The following is a 17,819-nucleotide window of genomic DNA, read 5'->3' on the forward strand; positions in this document are numbered from 1 at the left end:
GGCTGGCCCAATCCTCAGCGGCTGCTGGCCGCGCCCGAGCCCTGTCACGGTCGTTCGCCCCTCACGGGCGCGGGTGTGGCGCTGTCCCGTCGAGCCTCGCCGAGGCTCGGGAAGGCGGGGTCATCCCCGGTGAATGAAATGCCCGGCCCCAGCTTGATCAGCGCGAAGTCCGCCAGAGGACGTGGGCGGGCGTCTCACGCCGGGTCAGGCCTTGATGCAGGCGAAGTGGGCGGCGTCCGGAGCAAGCTCACCCCCGGCAGATGACGCGTGGCGTCGCCGGTGGACCCATGCTCACACCATGAGACCGATGCGACTCCGGAGGTCCTGCGCCGCGAGGGTGACTGTCGGACCGCTGTGGTCCACCGCCGGATTGTGAGGGAGTGTCCTGCTCGCCCGGCTGACCGGTCGTGTGGACCGCTTGCAACGGCGGCACGGTGTGCTGGGCTTCGCGTACGCGGTGGCGCGCAAGTTCCTGGACGACGGTGGCGGCCGGGAGGCGGCGCTGATCACGTACTACGGGTTCCTGAGCATCTTCCCGCTCTTGCTGATCGGCGTCGCCGTCGTGTCCCGCGTGCTCACGAGCGAGCCGGAGTTGCGGCAACGTCTGGTGACGGCGATCGTCCCACCGTCGCTGCAGCCCACGGTGGAGGGCGCCGCCGCCGCGCTGCCGAGCTCGACCGCGGGACTGGCCGCCGGGCTCGTGGGCCTGTTGTTCTCGGCCGCCGGGGTGGTGTTCTCCGGGTCCTGCACCCTCAACCACCTCGCCGCAGTGCCGTTCCGCGCCCGCACCGGCACAGTGCTGGGCTACCTGCGGATGCTGCTGGTGCTCGTGCTCATCATCGCCGGGGCCGTTGCAGTCGGCGGGCTGACCGTGGTGGCCACCGTGGTACCCGGCCTGCCGGGCCTCTCGCGGGCGTTCGCGGTGCTGGGTTCCGGGCTGGTTGTCCTCGGCGTGCTGCTGGCCTCCGCCCGGCTGCTGCTGTTCTGCCGGGCGCCGGTGAGGGCACTGTGGCCGGCGGCCGTGCCCGGCGCGGTCGCGGTGACCGTCGTGCTCAACGTCGGGGCGGCCGTGCTGCCCGGTCTGGTACGGCGGGCCGGCGCGGTCTACGGCGGCTTCGCGACCGTGGCCGGCATGTTCACCATGCTGTACGTGCTCAGCATCGTCCTGGTGTGCTCGGCCGAGATCGCCGCGGTCCGCCGGGCCCGGCTGTGGCCCCGTGCGCTCGACCCGTCCCGGCCCACCGCGGCCGACGCCCGTGCGCTCGCCCTGCTCGCCCGTGAGCAGGAGCGCACCGCCCTGGACCGGGTCAGCTCGCGGGTGCTGCGGCCCGAGGGAGGAACACCGCCGCCACCAACCGATGACGTCGGCCGCGGTGACCGCGCCCGGAGATCGTGAGACCGGCTGGCCGGTTCAGTGCTTGGACCTGAGGGTCTGGAAACCTTTGGAGATCCTCGCCTGTGTCTTCGGGTCCTTGGCCTTGCGGACCATGTCCTTCTCGAGCTGCTTGGCCTTCGGCGACGTCGCGGCCGCCTTGATCCGCTTCATCAGCTTTCCCACGGGTGCTGCCGCCTTCCTTCCACTGAGAGCACCGCCCGCCCCAGAAGGGCCGGACCCCATGCCCTGCTCCTCGAACACGACGCGCTCAAGGCGTGGTGCTGGACGCCATGAGGATCCTTCCCGGCCCGGGTGATATTCCGGCAGGCGTCGTACGTGTCGAACCCCGCGCGAGCACTCGCGGTAGCAGGCGCCGGTGCGGTACCCCTGAGGGCGCCGCACCGGCCGCACGCGGACGCGCCGTCGGCGCGCCCGGTCACTTCCGCTTGTTCTTCTTGTCCTTCTTCTTGTTGTCCTTCTTCGACTTCTTCGCCATGCCGCGGCCTCCCTCCACTTGTCATCGCCGCCGGCCGGCACCCACGCGGAAACGCCTTCCGTGGGAGGCGGCGGCGGTGGCCATGCATCGAACGATGCGGGATATCTCGGCCGCGGCCCTCATCCCTCATGGATGACAGGCGTCGACCGAGCGTCGGGCACGTCCGGAGGTCCTCGTGGATCACCACGCGAGTGGGGCCGTCCACCTGTATCCGCGGGGTCCACCTCGCTAGCGGCGAACGTGCTCGGCAAGCAGCGTGGGCAGCGGGTGGGGACGGCGCGTACCCGCCGCTGCGGCAGGGGAACCCAGTATCAGTCGGCGACGAATTGCGTCGGCACGGCATGATTCTGGTCGGTGATCACGATGGCTGGATAGTCGAGACCGAAGACGCCGGCATTGCGCTCGCGGCAGCGCCATTGTCCGCCGCCCTGCAAGCAGAAATCCCCGCCCAGAAGGACGGGGACCGACTGTGACGTGAGGGAAACTCACGGCTCGTGTGGAATTAACGTGTCCGAGGGGGGACATCAACTTCCGTTCGTAGCACCCATCACCAAAACGTATCTGTCGTGGTCAGGCGCGCATGAACACCCGTCGTGGCGCCCTCCGACGAGCCCTTCGCGTGGTGTCCGGGCGGGGTGGTGGCTGTGGTGAGGGGTGTGCCGTTGCCGCCGTTGACGCCGCGGTTGGAGCTGGCGGATCGGGCCGGCCGTCAGCGGGACCCGAGTCGGCGGGCGAAGGTCTCGCGTGCTCCTTTGCCGCTGCCACCGGTGCCTGAGCTGGTGCGGCGGGACGTGCTGTTCGGTATGTGCAGCCTCGATGTGAAGGGCCGTGTTTTCGATGGCCGGGTGATCGCTGCCCTGGGCTGGTCGGTCGGAACGCGGGTCGGATTCACCGTGGTCGACGGGCTGATCGTGATCGGAGCGGATGAGGCGGCGCCTTATGTGGTGTCCGGGCGGGGGAGTGTGCGGCTGCCGATGAACGTGCGCCGCGCGGTGGGCATCGAATCGCCGCAGCGGGTGCTGTTGGCGGCCCTGCCCGGGCCGGGCCGGCTGGTGGTGCATCCGCTGGTGATGCTGGAGCACTGGTCGGCCACCGTGCACGCCGCGGTGTCAGGCGGTGGGTCGTGACCCGGGCACGGCCGGAGCTGGTTGAGGCGGCCCGAGTGCTGCTGGATCAGATGGGTATCAGCGTCGCGGATCTGCTGCAAGCGACCGGTGTTCGCCCAACGGTGCCGACCTTCGTTGAGTACGTACCGGTCGTGCAGGCCGCTGTGGGTCCAGGGTCACGCAAGGTGTACGGCACCTATTGGCGTAAGGCTGTGGAGCGGTGGGGTGATCGGCGCCTGGATGAGGTGACGCCCACGGACGTCGAGACGCTGATGCGGCAGGTGCAGGACAGTGCGTTGCGGCGGCGCAACTTCCGTGGTGGTCACAGCGCGGCCGAGCACCTCATCGGCGCGCTGCGGTGCCTGTACAAGCGGGCGGTGGCGGACGGGTTGATCTCGGCGTCCGAGGATCCGGCGCAGAAGGTCGCCAAGCCGCACCGCCCGACCAGCACCCGCACTGCGCTGGCCGATGACCGATTGGCCGAGCTTGTCACCATGGCGGGTACGTCGGGTAATGATCCGGAGCTGGACAGTTTGATCATCCGGTTCCACATTGAGACGGCGTGCCGGCGTGGCGGGCTTCTCCAGTTGCGGCCGGTGGATCTGGACAAGCAGCAGTGTCTGGTCATGCTGCGCGAGAAAGGTGAGTCGTTTCGCTGGCAGCCGGTGTCACCCACGCTGATGCGGTTCCTGCAGCATCATGTAGACGAGCGTGGAGTGGGGGAGAGGGCGCCGTTGCTGCGCTACCGCGACGGCAAGCCTGTGGGCCGGCGCCGCTATGACGGCCTATGGGCTCGGCTGGGTGGAGTGTTGCCGTGGGTGGCCACTCAGCAGGTGTCCGCGCACTGGCTACGCCACACCACCCTGACGTGGGTGGAACGGGTCTACGGCTACGGCGTCGCTTTGGCCTACGCCGGGCATGCGGAAAGTCCCAACGATGCCGGCACCACCGCCCGCTACGTCAAAGCCTCTCAGCAAGAAGTCGCTACGGCACTGTCTGGTCTAACCGGGGAATCACACCCACTGGCCCTGCCGGAGCTCGACACGTAGAACCAGCCCTTGGATCGGCTGCCTGGGCGAGCGACAGCGGGACTGTGCCAGGAACGGTGTTTCCGGCCCGACACGCCGGGCTGAGTTCCGGCGGGATGGGCACCGTGAGTGATGACATCGAACGTTGTGAGTCCACGGAAGAAGACCGAGGGTGACGGGCGGCAGCTGTCGCCGGAGCAGGCCGCCGCGGCGGCGATGGTGGCGGAGGCCAAGGCGCGCGGGCTGGAGCTGACCGGCCCGAACGGTCTGTTGAAGCTGTTCACCAAGAATGTGCTCGAGACCGCGTTGAACGAGGAAATGACCGAGCACCTGGGTCACGAGAAGAACCAGGCTGATCCGGGTCGCGAGTCGACGAATGTTCGGAACGGCAGCCGGGGCAAGACGGTGATCTCGGACGCGGCCGGGGAGGTCCGAATTGATGTTCCGCGGGATCGGGAAGGAACGTTCGAGCCGCAGATCGTGAAGAAGCGGCAGCGCCGCCTGACCGAAGTGGATGAGATCGTCCTGTCGTTGTATGCGAAAGGCATGACGACCGGGGAGATCTCCGCGCACTTCGCGGAGATCTACGGGGCGTCGGTGTCGAAAGAGACGATCTCCCGGATCACCGACAAAGTCGTTGCGGAGATGACCGAATGGTCGACGCGGCCGCTCGACAGCGTCTACGTGGCCGTGTTCATCGACGCCATCGTCGTCAAGGTCCGCGAGGGTCAGGTCGCCAACCGGCCGATCTACGCGGCCATCGGGGTCACCGTGGACGGCCGCAAGGACGTCCTGGGGCTGTGGGCCGGCACCGGCGGCGAGGGCGCCAAGTTCTGGATGAGTGTCCTGATCGACCTGAAGAACCGCGGCGTGCGTGACGTGTTCTTCGTCGTCTGCGACGGCCTGAAAGGACTGCCGGACACGGTCGAGGCCGTGTGGCCGGAAGCGATTGTCCAGACCTGCATTATTCATTTGATCCGGAACACTTTCCGGCTCACGTCGCGGGCGGACGCCGACGCGATCAAGCGGGACATCAAACCGATCTAACACGGCGGTCAACGCTGACGCCGCCCTGGCTGCCCTGGACGCCCTAGACGAGAAATGGGGCAGCAAGTACCGGGCGATGATCCGGTTGTGGCGTAACGCGTGGAACGAGTTCATTCCGTTCCTCGACTACGACGTCGAGATCCGCCGGGTGATCTGTTCGACAAATGCCATTGAGTCATTGAACGCGCGCTATCGGCGCGCGGTGCGAGCACGTGGCCATTTCCCGAGTGAGCAGGCCGCGCTGAAATGCCTGTACCTTGTGACCCGCAGCCTGGACCCGACCGGGACCGGACGCGCCCGATGGACGATGCGCTGGAAGCCCGTGCTGAACGCCTTCGCCATCACCTTCGGTGACCGCTGGCCGGCCGCCGACGCTTACTAACCGAAGAGCCGGAAACACCGATCTTGGTACGGACCCGCGACAGCGCGTCCCGCCCAGGCAGCTTGCCCATCGCCCGTCGGTGAGAGATGGCTGTCCATGGGTTGGACACCACGGCCGCGCACTGACAGCGGCTACTTGTTTCATTGATCTACGACCGCAGCCCGGCCAGGCTTGGTCGAGGTGACCGGTGGGATCGCTCGTCGGCGGCTGTCCACCGCAAGTATTTGGTGTGACTCAGATCTGGCATGCGCCTGCCGGTCACCGCGGCGCGGAGAGGCTCAAGAGGGGACTGCCCAGCTCAAAGTAGCGCTGCCCTCCCGCCGACACATCGTCGGCTCGACGGAGAGGCAACCACATGGGCCAGGTCATCATCGGGGTGGATCCGCATAAGCGCTCCGCGACCATTGAAGTCATCGACCAGCGCGAACGCGTGCTCAGCAAGGGCCGGTTCGGCACCGATACCGACGGCTACCAAGCCATGCTCGCCGCCGGCCGTGAACACACCGACAGGATCTGGGCGGTCGAGGGCTGCAGCGGCATCGGCCGGCACGTCGCCCAACGCCTGGTCGCCGACGGCGAGACCGTCCTCGACGTTCCCGCGAAGCTGTCCGCCCGGGCCCGGGTCTTCTCCACCGGCCAGGGCCGCAAGACCGATCCAGTCGACGCGCACAGCGTCGCCGTCGTCGCCCTGCGAACCCCTGACCTGCGCCAGGTGATCGTCGACGACACCACCGTGGCGTTGCGGCTGCTGGTCGACCGCCGCGACCAGCTCGGCCGGGCCCGCACCGAGATCGTGTCTCGGCTGCACCACCTGCTGCTCGAGCTGGTACCCGGCGGGGCGAAGAAGTTCCTGTCCGCCCAGCAGGCCCGCGCGCTGCTGCACACCGTGCGGCCGCGCGATGTCGTTGGCAAGACCCGCCGCTGGCTGGCCTCCGAACTGATCCACGAACTCGTCACCATCGACAAGAAAATCAAGATCGCGAACGCCGAGCTGACCGAGCTCGTCGCCACGACCGGCAGCCGGCTGCAGCAGCTGCACGGCATCGGCCCGTCCGGCGCCGCCCGCCTCATCGGCGACATCGCCGACATCAGCCGCTTCACCAGCCGCGCCCACTTCGCGTCCTGGAACGGCACCGCCCCCATCGACGCCTCCTCCGGCGACCAGAATCGGCACCGCCTGTCGCGCGCCGGCAACCGGCGCATCAACCGGGTCCTGCACATCATGGCCGTCGTCCAGCTCCGCAACGACACCGAAGGACGCCGCTACTACCGGCGCAAACTCGCCGACGGCAAGACCACCATGGAAGCCATGCGCGCCCTCAAACGCAGGCTTTCCGACGTCGTCTACCGGCAGATGACCGCCGACGCCAACCGGCTCAGGACGGGCCCGGGAGGACAAGCGGGGGCGACTCTGCAATCCAGCGCGGCCGACCCAAACCCCAAGATCGACACTTCGGAGAAGTCACTTCCCGGACCCGCCGAACCCCAGCTTAGAACACCGCTTCTCACCGCCTCTTGACACAGAGGGGTGCCAGATCAGTGCACTGACGATGTCCCACGAACCCGGCTTTGGTGGGTCATCAGGGCTGTAATGTGCGGGTGGTGTACGAGCCGCTCTTTGGCCTGAAAGCGAGCAGCTCGGTGTTCTCGTCCGCTGGGCCGGAGCGCCGACGGGCGCTGCGTTGTTGACGCAGCCTTGTCGGCGGTTGCTGATGCGGTCATGTTTTGCGGACGGCGCTGGTGAAGCCGGCGATGAACAGAGCGGCGAGGGCCCAGGCAATGGCTTGCATAGGCCAGCTGGCGACCGTGAGGCGTTGCCCGGCGCGGTTAGTGGTGGGTGCGCAGGTGTCGCGGGCACCGGTTTTGAGTAGCGGAGTGCCCAAGTCGAGGCCGACGCCGATGAGCTCGGTCGCGGTGCACGGCATGCCCGGGGTTGGAGTACGGCTGGTGTGTGCAAGCCCGTGATGCTGGCCGGCCGTCCACGTCCAGCCGATCGAGAGGGTAAGGACCAGCAGCAGGCCGAGTAGAGCGCGCCAGGGTTGGTAGCCGTAACCGAGCAGGGCGCCGGTAACCCAAGCCCAGGCGCGGTCCAAACCGCGGATGGCTTGGCGGTTGACCTGATCGTCGCGTTGAGCCATGAGAATGCGCCGGACGGCGTGGTCGTGCCCGGCGGCGCGGTGGGCGGCGGCCAGTTGCTGGTAGGGCTGGGCAGCGTAGGCGGGCGTGTGCTGACGCAGCAGCCGCAGCCAATCTGGAAGCGAGTCCGGTTGGGGCAATCCGGCGTAGGTCATGTCGTCCAGCTCGATGAGCGGACCGCAGTCGTTTCCGGCGCGGGTGATCTGCTCGGTGTCCAACAGGAGTGCTCCGCCAACGCGGGTGTCGCGCAGGATGATTACCGCGCGGTCGCCCGTTCCAGTCGCTCTGAACCCGTCGCCGAGGAACAACCTTTGGTCGACGCGCAGGCTGTCAGCGTGCAGGGCAGGCCAGCGGTGTTGCTCAGTTTTGCTCCACGGCAGTCCAGCTGGCCGAGGTGAGCATTGAGCAGCCGGATTGCGCCTAGCTTGCCGGCGCCGGAGGCGGTGAACCCGTCGCGCATGAAGACCCCTCGGTCGACCCGCAGGCTGTCCGCGAGCAGGGCAAGGCCGTCGGTGTTGATTAGCCTTGCCCCGTTGAAGTCAAGTCGGCCGAGCTGGGCATTGAGCAGCCTGACTGCGCCCCGCTTGCTTGCAGCGGTGGCGGTGAACCCGTCGCGTAGGAACACCGCCTGGTCGACCTGCAAGCCGTCGGCGTGCAAGGCGGGACCAGCGGTGTTGCTCAGCTTTGCCCCGTCGCACTCCAACAGGCCGAGGTGAGCATTGAGCAGCCTGACTGCGCCCCGCTCGCCGGCGCCGGAGGCGGTGAACCCGTCGCGTAGGAACACCGCCTGGTCGACCTGCAGCCCGTCAGCTGCCAGGGCAGGACCAGTGGTGTTGCTCAGCTTTGCCCCGTTGCACTCCAGCCGGCCGAGGTGAGCATTGAGCAGCCTGACTGCGCCCCGCTCGCCGGCGTCGGAGGCGGTGAACCCGTCGCGTAGGAACACCGCCTGGTCGACCTGCAGCCCGTCAGCTGCCAGGGCAGGACCAGTGGTGTTGCTCAGCCTTGCGCCGTCGCAGTCAAGCCGGCCGAGGTGAGCATTGAGCAGCCGGACGGCGCCCAGCTCGCCGGCGCCGGTGGCGGTGAACCCGTCGCGTAGGTACACCGCCTGGTCGACCTGCAAGCCGTCGGCATGCAAGGCGGGACCAGCGGTGTTGCTCAGCTTTGCCCCGTTGCACTCCAACAGGCCGAGGTGGGCATTGAGTAGTCGGACCGCCCCGGTCGGCGAGTCGGCGGTGATCACGGCCCTGTCCAGCCACATCACCCGGGCGGTGAACCGGTCCGCGGCTATCGGTCCGTCCGTCGAATGAAGCGGCTGCCCGATGCGGCACCCGGAAAAGTCCACTTTGAATAGGCGAGCGTCTTGCAGCACCAGCCCGTCCGGCAGGAAGCAGTCGAACAGCGCCAGGTTGAGATCTCGGGTAACGTTCTCTAGGTCGAGTTGCCCGGTGATCCGGGCGCCGCGCAGGCGCAACCCTCGCGGATCGGGTTCGGTGACCAAGCGGCCGCGGACGATGTCGCGCAACACCCAAGACCGAATTTCGCGGGATGTATCCCAGGACTGCATGGCATCGTCATCGACAGGGTCGCTCCCGGCCAGATCCAGCAACGCGCCCCGCACAACGGCCTCGATGAGTCGTCGCTCAAGCTCGTTCGGTTCACTGTTCGTTTCGGCCACCGGGGCAGCCTGCCCCAGCCCCAACCCGGCCCGCAATCCGTCGGCCGAGTAATCGACCATAGCCGAGGCGCCGCTCGCCCGTGCTGCCCCGTTAAGGTTCAGCGGGCGCTCACATCGGCATGAGCGTGCGTCGGCCCGTCAACGTGTGTCACACCGCGTGACGGCTCGTCGCCGGCCACGCCGCGCGCTCGGCGGCTACTTGTTTCATTGATCTACGACCGCAGCCCGGCCAGGCTTGGTCGAGGTGACCGGTGGGATCGCTCGTCGGCGGACCACACTCGGAGTGGCCAGCGTAAACACGCTGACGATGCATTAGCTGACGGTGCTGCCAGCCAGTTCGGGAGGGCGCGCGGAGTAGTGGGTAGTGCTTCGTCGAACTCCCGCGCCGCACTGCTTATTTCAGTCCGCTAACGCTATCCTTCAAGAGGTAATGCTCAGTCGACCGTCCGCGCTGAAGCTGACGACCACGGGAAGGCACCTATGACCACAGCCCCAGTACATGAGGCCGATGCGCTCTCTGGGAGGTGGAAGCAAAGGTTCGTTCGTGAGTCGGCCGCTCTAGGCGAAGAGGCGATAACTTCAGACGTCGTCCTGGTGCTAGAGGAGAGGTTCGCGCCGTACGTGCGTAGTGTTACCTGTTTCAACAGAGCGGAAGAGGGAGGCACCCACGGGCGAGCAATTGGAGCTGACATCGAGATCCACTTGATTACACCCGACGGAAGTCGTCATCTCGGCTACCGCGTCCAGGCCAAATTGGCGAAACAGACTCGCGCTAGACAAGAGCCTCGGTTCGACTACGACCTCAATTATGTGATTGGTGCAGAGAGACATCAGCAGATTGACGCGCTCATCGCGTCCGCCGGCAGTTGCATTCCGCTGTACTTCCTTTACAATGGTCCCGATGCCGTCCAAGAGATCTTGTCGGCAGAGCAAATACTAGGTAATCGCTTGTACAGACGATGGCTGGTTCACCTAGGATGCTGCTGTCAGCACGACATGGACTTGAACACGGCCCTCACAATCGCTGCCGTTCCGGCGAGGCTAGCACGCCGCCAAGCCCGACTCAGTCCCACTAAATTGGTTCTTTCAGCGTCACTGGCATGGGCAATATATCCATGGTCGTGCCTGTTTCACCAAGGCGAACCCGTTATGCCTTCTCGGCGTGCCGCCGAAGCTGCGAATCAGCGTCTCTCGCTCGCGCGCCTGATGGACGTGCAGCGACATAGATTCCTGGAGCTCGCGCAGATCGTGGAGCAGTTCATGGAAAACGGCGTTGAGTTCGCAGACGACCTCCGAACGCTTGCGGAAACTTTCACCCGAGACTCAAGCGTCCCGGACGACGTTGCGAGGTTATGGCGCGGTGAATTCGATTACGACCTCGACGAGCTGGCTCGGGCAAGGCCGTCGCCTCAAGGGGACGGTGGTGCTGACCTAAATGAGGTCGGGGATATGCACCTTCGAAGCCTGCTGATCATCGAGGTCGAACCTTGACTCGATAGCAGTTGACAGATGTATGCTTGACCCGCGCCGGCCTAGGAACTTTGCTCATTCGAAGCGTCATACGGCGACCGCGAGAGTCAAGGTTATCGCTGCGCTGCCCGCCAGTGATACAAGCGCGGAAGGCTCGTTCAGCCCGCAAGACGTCGTACACAAGTTGCGCCGGCGTGTAAGCATCTGCGCCGAGATCCACAATACGAACTCACGTCATGAGCCGGAGGTGCGCCAACGCCGACCACCGCCGCACGTGGGCGTGCGGCGGGCTTGCCGTAGCCCCGAGCCAACTCTCGCCGTGCCCGGGATGGACTATGGAGAGCATGGATCCGAGAGTCCGCGACCGGGCGTGCGCCGAACTCCTTTGGGCTACCGGCGTGTTCGCCGCCGTCGGTACGGCTGTGGCCTGCGCCTGTGGCCGAGCGCTCGCCGCGGCTGCCCGACAGTGGCGCCTGTACCTGTTCATAACGTGCGCGATTTCGTTGGCTGTGGCGACAGTGACGTTGCGATGGGAAGACGCCGGGCAGCCAGCCGTTAGCTCAAACGCCTTGGACCGTAACCAGCTAGGCGTTTTCACCAACGTCAATGACAGGGTTGTTCTTGCGACCGACCGGTCGGCAGAAAGCCGGCGACTTGGCATTGAACCTCCGGAATACCGATTCGCCGCCGTGATCAAACCGGGCAGGCGGGCCTACGGACAGTACAGACTAGTCCGCCTCAACAATCCGGGGCTGTGGAAGCTGTCCATCGATCGGCCACTCACTATCCTGTTCACCCTGCCACACGGTGCCGAGCTGGCGGACTGGTCTGACCGTGGCGTGATAGTACAGCCGCCTATGGCTTATCCCTGCGCGTCGTGGTGGACCGGAAGGGATCGGGCCGAGGCTAGTGCTGAGCTGCGTCGCGATGTCTTCGGCTACACCATGGTGACCTGTAAGATTCCCGCCGTCGGCGATGTCGGCGACCTGAATATCGACGTCCAGTTCACGTGGCCGGACGAGCTGCGGCGCTCGGCTGGCCTTGCGCGCAACTCCAGCGCGGTCCGGGTGGCGCGCAGCCCGCACGTTCCCAATGACGGAGGAACGGCCGTGCAAGGCTTGTTCGCAGCCGACAAACTTGACGTCCAGCTGCAGATTGGAACCGAGGAACGGCTTGCTGACGCGTTTCCGCAACCTGTGGGCGGGACACACGATGAGCGCACGTGGTCTTTTGAAGTCGGTGGCGACCTCGACTATACGATTGAGAGGCCTCGCGAGCGTATTTGGCTGCAGCCTATGATCGACGGTTGCCTCCTGCTGTCCGGAGCAATGTTTGGCATCGCCCCAGCCGCCTGGCGCGGCAGGAGAGAACACGAAGCGCGGCGGCGGGCGCGGACTAATAACGCTGCCATCCTTCGGTGACCTGCTCAACGGTCAGAACATGTGGCGAAACGCAGCCTGCCGGTGACTTTACTGCACTCTCATCGGCTATGTCCGGGAACGTCGGCGATCGCGCCCGACCGCCCTCCTTCCGAATGTTGGTTCAATCCGCGAGGCGACGACCGGCTCGCTAACTGTGCCCGCCGTTAGGGCAGAGGTCAGCCGGCCGGGGCGCGGAGTTCCGGTGTCACTGCGGTCACGAGTTGCTCGTTCAGTTCGCCGGCACGTCGCGCCAGGCAAGGTCGGTAAAGTCGGCGAGCAGCCCCGCCGCGTCATCGTCGGACAGGAGTTCTGCCTGCTCGATCGTAAGTGCGATCTGTGCCTCGGCCACCCACCAGGGATCGCCGCGGCTGACGCGCACCGGGATGAGCCAGTCTCCGAGTGCACCGCCAACGTGACCAGTTTTATGCCGCATCCAGACGGGCCAGGAAGTACGCGGCGATCTCCGGTTCGGTGTTGTCCTGGTACAGGTCACCCGTAGCCATAATCGGTCGAGTCGACGCCGCACCGGCCACCAGCTAATCCTGAGGCTGGCCTTTCCAGCGCAGGACGACGAACACGTCGCCGAGTGCGTTGTTCTCCCAGTGGGAAGTCACCTCGCCGATCGGTGGCGGTAGCTCCTCCCACCCTGCGTTTGCACCGGAGGGGGGCTGTGGCGGCGGCGCGCGCAGCAGGTTGCCGAGCTCAGTCCGCTGGGTCAGGGCCACCCGACGGACGGGCTCAGTCATGGCATGGTTGAGCGCCCGGTCGGCGACCCACGCGGATGTCGGGCTGTCCGGTCGTGGACGCGCAACGATGTCGAGGCTGGCCAGTGACTCGGAGCGGGAGCCGGCGACGAAGGCCGAGGGGAGTCCATCAACATGTAGAGATTCATTGAGAAGTTCCTTGTCCACAGGACGGGCCGGCACGTCCGGTCCCCGTTCCTTCTCGCACACTGGCAGAGGGAAAAGATCATCCGTCCCCTGTGCGGATGGGCTCCGTCGCGGTTGGGCAGCGGCGGTACCAGCATGGTGTGTTCGCCGGCGATCCCGAGCGGCTGGCGGGAGGTGGCTACGACGCGGAGGTGGGGTGTGGCTTGCAGCAGGTCGCCGATGAGCTCGCGGGTTCGGGCGAGCAGGTGTTCGCAGCCGTCGACGATCAGTAGAGCCCGTCGGTTGTGCAGGCGCTCACGTAGAACTTGCAGCGTGGCCGGGCCGTGCTGTCGCAGGCCCAACGCTAGCGCTACGTGGGTGTAGAGCCGTTCGGGCGATTGGTCGTCACGGCCGTCGGTTTCGCCGACGTCGATGAACCAGGCGCCGTCCGGGAACGTTGCGCGCAGCCGGTAGGGATGGCTGCCTGGAGTCCACGCTGTACGTCACTGCTGCCCCGTGCGACGGGTGCGGGAAGGTGGTGCGTGGTTTGGGCCTGGCGCCTGTGGTGTGGCCCGGAGGAACGGTTCAACTCGGCGGCTAGATCAATTGGGTCAACCTGCGCGACAAGACCGGGATGGGAAGTCTAGGACGGCGAGCCTTTGAGCCTCACGGGCAGAATGATACTGAGGGGCAGGAATCGGATCGCGTGTTCCGTAACCGCGTTTTGCAGGTCAGGCACCCGTGTGGAGAGCTTCTAGCACGGTAGAATCTTTGACATCCACAGCTAAGCGGGCCATCGCGGCAGTGTGCGCGATCGCAGCCTTGACCCTGTTCACAGGAGCTTGGATGCACCGTCGGGCCTGAGGCAGGGCGTTACATCTGCTGGGCGACCGGCGGACCCCGCTAACGTGTTGGAACGCCCGTGAGGGCGGTCAGCTTGTGTGCATCCCCGGTTACTGCTGACACTCGAATTGCTGCGCACACAGACGAACCTCCGCCTCCGGGCGGGGGTTCCTTCGTTTTACTGCCGTCTCATCCGCCGTTGGGGAAGCATTCACTGCTAACACGATCTCCGTCGGCGGGACTTGATCAAGCGGCGCCAGCAGATGAGGGCGCAGGCGAGGCTGACAAGGCTGCCGTGGAGGTCGAGGCGTCGTTTCCAGCGGATGGCGAGCCGGCGGAACTGGTGCAGCAACGCTCCCTGGTGCGCCACACCGGTTATCCAAGGTCGGCGCGGCGACCAAGGCCGCCCTCCGCGAGGCCGTGACCTGACACCGGCCGAGCTGTACGCACTGATCCTCGACGGACCTTCCAACCGGCACCGAGCCGGAACCCATAGGCCGTCCGGCTTTTAGATGCCTCGATCGGGGAATTGACGACGCCCGGGCGGCCCGGGAAACTGGCTAAACGACTGCGGCAGTCGGCCGCTACCCCGTGTTTACCTTTTCGAGTGCTGAACCTTCCTCGATGTCCGGCGGCGCACTGGTTAGCGGTGCGAGGAACGGAAGGGGGTGCTCGATGACGGTCGTTCTCCATGTGCACGGCACCGGAGTGCGCGAGCCCGATTACTCCACGGGCTTCGACAGCTTCCGCGTGAAGCTGCAGGCGATCCGCCCGGAGCTGCGCGTGGAGCCCTGCTACTGGGGCGGCGAGCACGGCGCCCGGCTGCGGGCCGAGGGTGTCTCGATTCCGGCCGGGCAGGGCGCGCGCGAGCCCGAGGAGCCGACCGATCGCGACGTGGCACTGTGGAGCCTCCTGGCGGCCGACCCGCTGTTCGAGCTGTCCACCCTGGCCGCGGCCGAGGCGGCGGCGGCCCGCGGCGGGGCCGGCGAGTTCGACCCGATGGCGGTGCGCGGCGCGGCCAAGCTGATCGAACAGGCGCCCGGGCTAGCGGCCGAGCTCGAGGCCGGCATTGCCGAGCTGGGCCTGGCCGACGTGTTCCCGGGCGCCGTCCGGGCGGTGCTGGCCAGTGCGGAGATCAGCTCGCTGGCGCACTCCGAGGTGCGGCCGGCCGACCTGCGCCGGCCGTTCGCCCGGGCGGTCGTCGCTCAGTCGCTGCTGCTGGCCGCGGAGGCAGGCCGCCCGCCGATCGACGGCACCCACCGGGATGCGCTGGTCGCCGAGATCGTGGCCGCCCTCGGCGGCACCGACCGCGGGTTCGGCGCCGACGCCGGCAAGCTGGGGCTGCGGCTAGCCCTGCGCATGGGCGCCGGCAAACCGGTCGAACGCCGGCGCGCCGCGATCACCCGGTCGACCAGCGCGGTCGCCGGCGATGTGCTGCTATACCTGGCCCGCGGCGGGGCGATCCGCGACCACCTGCGATCCCGCATCGAAGAGCTGGGCGACGACGTGGTCGTGGTGGCGCACAGCCTGGGCGGGGTGGCCGCCGTCGACCTGCTCGCGACGACCCCGCTGCCCGCGGTGACTGGTCTGGTCACGGTTGGCTCCCAGGCGCCGCTGCTGTACGAGCTGGGCGCGCTGCCCGGGCTGGATTTCGGCACCCCGCTGCCGGTCGGCTTCCCCCGCTGGCTGAACATCTTCGACCGGCGGGACCTGCTCGGCTTCACCAGCGGCGGACTCTTCCCCGGGCGGGTCACCGACGCCGAGGTGGACAACCGCTGGCCATTCCCCTATGCGCACACCACCTATTTCGGCAACGACGCCCTCTACGAAGAGCTGGACTCGTTCCTCCGATGATCGATCCGCTCCGCACCCGGGCGGTCGTCGTCGGCATCGAGCGGTACGACCTGGGCGAGAGCTGGAATCTCGACGGGCCGGCCCGGGACGCGTGCCGCTTCGTGGAGTGGCTCCTCGCCGAGGGCGTTCCAGCCGGGAACATCCGCCTGCACGTGAGCCCGCTGGCCGGCAATGCGGCCGAGGTCGAGAGCCACATCGCCGGCCAGCTCGACGTGCGGCCAGCCGGGTTCGGTCCGATCCTTAACAGCCTGCTCGACGTCGGGGAGGAGTCGAGTGACCTGCTGGTCCTGTTCTGGGGCGGGCACGGGGTGCGGCCACCGACCGAGTTCACCCATCTGCTCTGCGCCGACGCCCAGGACCGGTACCGCAGCAATCACCGCCTCGACCTGCTGCTGCGCCTCATGCGCACCACCGCGTTCGCGCAGCACCCGCGACAACTGGTCATCGTGGACGCTTGTCAGGCCGACGTCCCCCGGCACTGGCAGCTGCCGGTGCACCATTACCAGGATGCCGACTTGGTCCGCGCCTTCCGGCAGCAGGACACGTTGCTCGCGGCCAGCCCGGGCCAGTCGGCCGGCAATGACGACCGGAACCGGACCGGCCGCTTCTCCGACGCCGTCCTGGCCGAACTCAGCTGGCCCGACGAGGGGCGGTTCGACGAGCTTTACCAGCGGGTGAAAGCACGCGTCGCATCGGCCGAGCAGCAGCCGGCCCGGCTCGCCTTCCTGCAGGACGGCGCGGAACAGGACGTCTGGAGGCCGCGGCCGGCCGGCCCGAAGGTCGTGCCGCTGACCGATCTCACCGCCTACCGGGCGTCAGCTGCCGCGTCGCCCGGCGACGGCCGGCCGCCGGTCGACGAGCGCTACCGGGTGCGGCTCGACGTGGCCTGCTGCCTGGACCGGGCGCCCAGTCTCGCAGTCCTGGCCGGGGCGGTCGAGCCGGATTACGCCGCGCAACTGGCGGCCGCGCTGACCGCCGCCGAGGACCATCTGGCCGCCGCCGGCGCGCTCGATCCGGAAGCCGTTCGCCGCTGGCTGGTGCTGACCCCGTCGACCGGTCGGCCGCCGGCCACCGCCGAGGAGATCGGCGCCGAACGGGGATGGTTGCGAGCGCCGGTGCAGGGCGCGGTGGTCACCGGCCTGACCGACGTGCGGATCGCCGGCGAATACCTGCGCGCGATCCGGCGACTCGTCCCCGGGCTGGCCGTGCTCGCGGTGGCCGGCCCGGACCGGGCGGCCCGCCTGGCTCGCACGCTGGAACTACCCGAGCTTCTGGTCGCGGCGTTCGCACCGGTCGAGACGGCCGGTCGTCCCGTGCCGTTCCCCTTCCCGGCCGGGGGCGCGCTGGGCGCGCTGGTCGCGCACCTGCGGGCGTACGGCGCCCAGCTGCCCGCCGTGGCCGGCGAGCCGCCGGCGATCCCCGATGAGGCGGACCCCGTCGCCTGGGCGGCCCAGGTGGTCGCCGAGCTGAACGACCCCGGGCACCCTGGCTACGACGAGGCCGCGCTGCTGACTTCGGCCCGCGACCGCCGGCCCGGCCTTTATCCGGCGCTGCTCGCGCAGTACGCCGAGCGGCGGGCCGCCCCGGGTCGGCTGACCTCGCTAACCGTGGCGGCCGGCACCGACGCCGAGCTCAGCTACTGGCTCACGCACGCGATCGAGCCGCCCGACCCGACCCGCGAGATGCCCGCCCCCGAGGTCGTCGACGCGCTGACCGTCGTGCTGCGGCGCCGCTCGCTCGAGGCGGCCGCCCCGTGGGCGCCGTACGCCGACCGGCGGGTGTCCGACCTGGTGACGTTGCCCGCTGCGGCAGCGCCCGGGCTGTTCGCCACCGCCTCGGCCGAGGTGGCGCTGCTCGCCATCCGGTGCGGGCTCGGCGAGGGCGTCGAGCCCGCCGCCGTCGAACACGGTCCGGTGCGTCCCGGCGCGTGGGCGCTGCTGGTCCAGCACGGCATCACCGCCAACACCGCGAAGTGGCTGTCCGGCCTGGACGACCACCTGCGCCGCCTGGTCGGGCTGCGGCCCGAGGACCTGTCGGTCACCGATCGGGAGGCGCTGGCCGCGATCCGGTCGGCGCTGCGCCCCATGCTTCCGCTTCCGCACGCCGCCTAGGAGGAC

15 protein-coding genes and 1 pseudogene are annotated in these 17,819 nt (G+C 67.8%); 10 read left to right on the forward strand and 6 right to left on the reverse strand.

Annotated elements, in window-relative coordinates; translation table 11 throughout:
* The first annotated feature begins 409 nt into the window (after positions 1-409).
* Positions 410-1,396, forward strand: coding sequence for a YihY/virulence factor BrkB family protein (locus IT780_RS25840; RefSeq protein ID WP_307831377.1), 987 nt, complete (start codon positions 410-412; stop codon positions 1,394-1,396).
* A 15-nt stretch (positions 1,397-1,411) separates the two neighbouring features.
* Here IT780_RS25840 and IT780_RS25845 read toward each other — a convergent pair whose 3' ends face one another.
* Together IT780_RS25845 and IT780_RS42820 are read right to left on the reverse strand one after the other, a co-directional pair.
* Positions 1,412-1,636 (reverse strand): hypothetical protein, encoded by a 225-nt coding sequence (locus IT780_RS25845; protein ID WP_199514253.1) that lies wholly within the window; start codon positions 1,634-1,636, stop codon positions 1,412-1,414.
* Positions 1,637-2,182: 546 nt separating this feature from the next.
* Entirely contained in the window at positions 2,183-2,305 is a 123-nt protein-coding gene (locus IT780_RS42820; RefSeq protein WP_267910141.1) for a hypothetical protein, read from the reverse strand.
* Positions 2,306-2,638: 333 nt separating this feature from the next.
* On the opposite strand from IT780_RS42820, the gene IT780_RS25850 reads away from it, so the two are divergent.
* The 4 genes and pseudogenes from IT780_RS25850 to IT780_RS25865 all read left to right on the forward strand — a co-directional run bounded on the left by IT780_RS25850 (position 2,639) and on the right by IT780_RS25865 (position 6,953).
* The gene (locus IT780_RS25850; protein ID WP_199514254.1) at positions 2,639-2,998 is read left to right on the forward strand and encodes an AbrB/MazE/SpoVT family DNA-binding domain-containing protein; all 360 of its coding nucleotides are present in this window, start codon (positions 2,639-2,641) and stop codon (positions 2,996-2,998) included.
* 35 nt (positions 2,999-3,033) lie between these two features.
* On the forward strand, positions 3,034-4,026 hold the full coding sequence (locus IT780_RS25855) for a tyrosine-type recombinase/integrase (RefSeq protein ID WP_307831378.1): 993 nt from the start codon (positions 3,034-3,036) through the stop codon (positions 4,024-4,026).
* Between the two features lie 111 nt (positions 4,027-4,137).
* Positions 4,138-5,434, forward strand: a pseudogene (locus tag IT780_RS25860) (IS256 family transposase).
* Between the two features lie 355 nt (positions 5,435-5,789).
* Positions 5,790-6,953: an IS110 family RNA-guided transposase gene (locus IT780_RS25865; protein ID WP_199514255.1), complete on the forward strand. Its 1,164-nt coding sequence runs from the start codon at positions 5,790-5,792 to the stop codon at positions 6,951-6,953.
* Positions 6,954-7,152: 199 nt separating this feature from the next.
* On the opposite strand, the gene IT780_RS25870 is transcribed toward IT780_RS25865, so the two are convergent.
* Positions 7,153-7,788, reverse strand: coding sequence for a hypothetical protein (locus IT780_RS25870; protein ID WP_199514256.1), 636 nt, complete (start codon positions 7,786-7,788; stop codon positions 7,153-7,155).
* A gap of 38 nt (positions 7,789-7,826) precedes the next feature.
* On the reverse strand, positions 7,827-9,305 hold the full coding sequence (locus IT780_RS25875) for a hypothetical protein (RefSeq protein WP_199514257.1): 1,479 nt from the start codon (positions 9,303-9,305) through the stop codon (positions 7,827-7,829).
* A 420-nt stretch (positions 9,306-9,725) separates the two neighbouring features.
* On the opposite strand from IT780_RS25875, the gene IT780_RS25880 reads away from it, so the two are divergent.
* Entirely contained in the window at positions 9,726-10,736 is a 1,011-nt protein-coding gene (locus tag IT780_RS25880; RefSeq protein WP_199514258.1) for a DUF6615 family protein, read from the forward strand.
* 548 nt (positions 10,737-11,284) lie between these two features.
* Complete coding sequence (locus IT780_RS25885; RefSeq protein WP_199514259.1) at positions 11,285-12,136, forward strand: hypothetical protein; 852 nt, start codon at positions 11,285-11,287, stop codon at positions 12,134-12,136.
* Between the two features lie 229 nt (positions 12,137-12,365).
* Here IT780_RS25885 and IT780_RS25890 read toward each other — a convergent pair whose 3' ends face one another.
* Positions 12,366-12,515: a hypothetical protein gene (locus IT780_RS25890; protein WP_199514260.1), complete on the reverse strand. Its 150-nt coding sequence runs from the start codon at positions 12,513-12,515 to the stop codon at positions 12,366-12,368.
* A 157-nt stretch (positions 12,516-12,672) separates the two neighbouring features.
* Entirely contained in the window at positions 12,673-13,089 is a 417-nt protein-coding gene (locus tag IT780_RS25895) for a hypothetical protein (protein WP_233413493.1), read from the reverse strand.
* A gap of 35 nt (positions 13,090-13,124) precedes the next feature.
* Between IT780_RS25895 and IT780_RS25900 the strand changes: the two genes are divergently transcribed.
* From IT780_RS25900 to IT780_RS25910, 3 genes are all read left to right on the forward strand, one after another.
* Positions 13,125-13,298 carry a hypothetical protein gene (locus IT780_RS25900; protein ID WP_199514262.1) on the forward strand — a complete coding sequence of 58 codons (174 nt, stop codon included), beginning with the start codon at positions 13,125-13,127 and terminating at the stop codon, positions 13,296-13,298.
* Between the two features lie 1,225 nt (positions 13,299-14,523).
* Positions 14,524-15,702, forward strand: coding sequence for an alpha/beta fold hydrolase (locus tag IT780_RS25905; RefSeq protein ID WP_199514263.1), 1,179 nt, complete (start codon positions 14,524-14,526; stop codon positions 15,700-15,702).
* Positions 15,699-17,813 (forward strand): caspase family protein, encoded by a 2,115-nt coding sequence (locus IT780_RS25910; protein ID WP_199514264.1) that lies wholly within the window; start codon positions 15,699-15,701, stop codon positions 17,811-17,813. The genes IT780_RS25905 and IT780_RS25910 overlap by 4 nt, the downstream gene beginning before the upstream one ends.
* Positions 17,814-17,819 lie beyond the last annotated feature (6 nt).

Source organism: Nucisporomicrobium flavum, from assembly GCF_016464385.1.
GTDB classification, from domain to species: domain Bacteria; phylum Actinomycetota; class Actinomycetes; order Mycobacteriales; family Micromonosporaceae; genus Actinoplanes; species Actinoplanes flavus_A.

Excerpts from the sequence above, each read along its gene's own strand:
- IT780_RS25910 (WP_199514264.1), top strand. The coding sequence starts at position 15,699 with ATGATCGATCCGCTCCGCACCCGGGCGGTCGTCGTCGGCATCGAGCGG.
- IT780_RS25875 (WP_199514257.1), bottom strand. The coding sequence starts at position 9,305 with ATGGTCGATTACTCGGCCGACGGATTGCGGGCCGGGTTGGGGCTGGGG.
- IT780_RS25905 (WP_199514263.1), top strand. The coding sequence starts at position 14,524 with ATGACGGTCGTTCTCCATGTGCACGGCACCGGAGTGCGCGAGCCCGAT.
- IT780_RS25865 (WP_199514255.1), top strand. The coding sequence starts at position 5,790 with ATGGGCCAGGTCATCATCGGGGTGGATCCGCATAAGCGCTCCGCGACC.
- IT780_RS25880 (WP_199514258.1), top strand. The coding sequence starts at position 9,726 with ATGACCACAGCCCCAGTACATGAGGCCGATGCGCTCTCTGGGAGGTGG.
- IT780_RS25900 (WP_199514262.1), top strand. The coding sequence starts at position 13,125 with ATGGGCTCCGTCGCGGTTGGGCAGCGGCGGTACCAGCATGGTGTGTTC.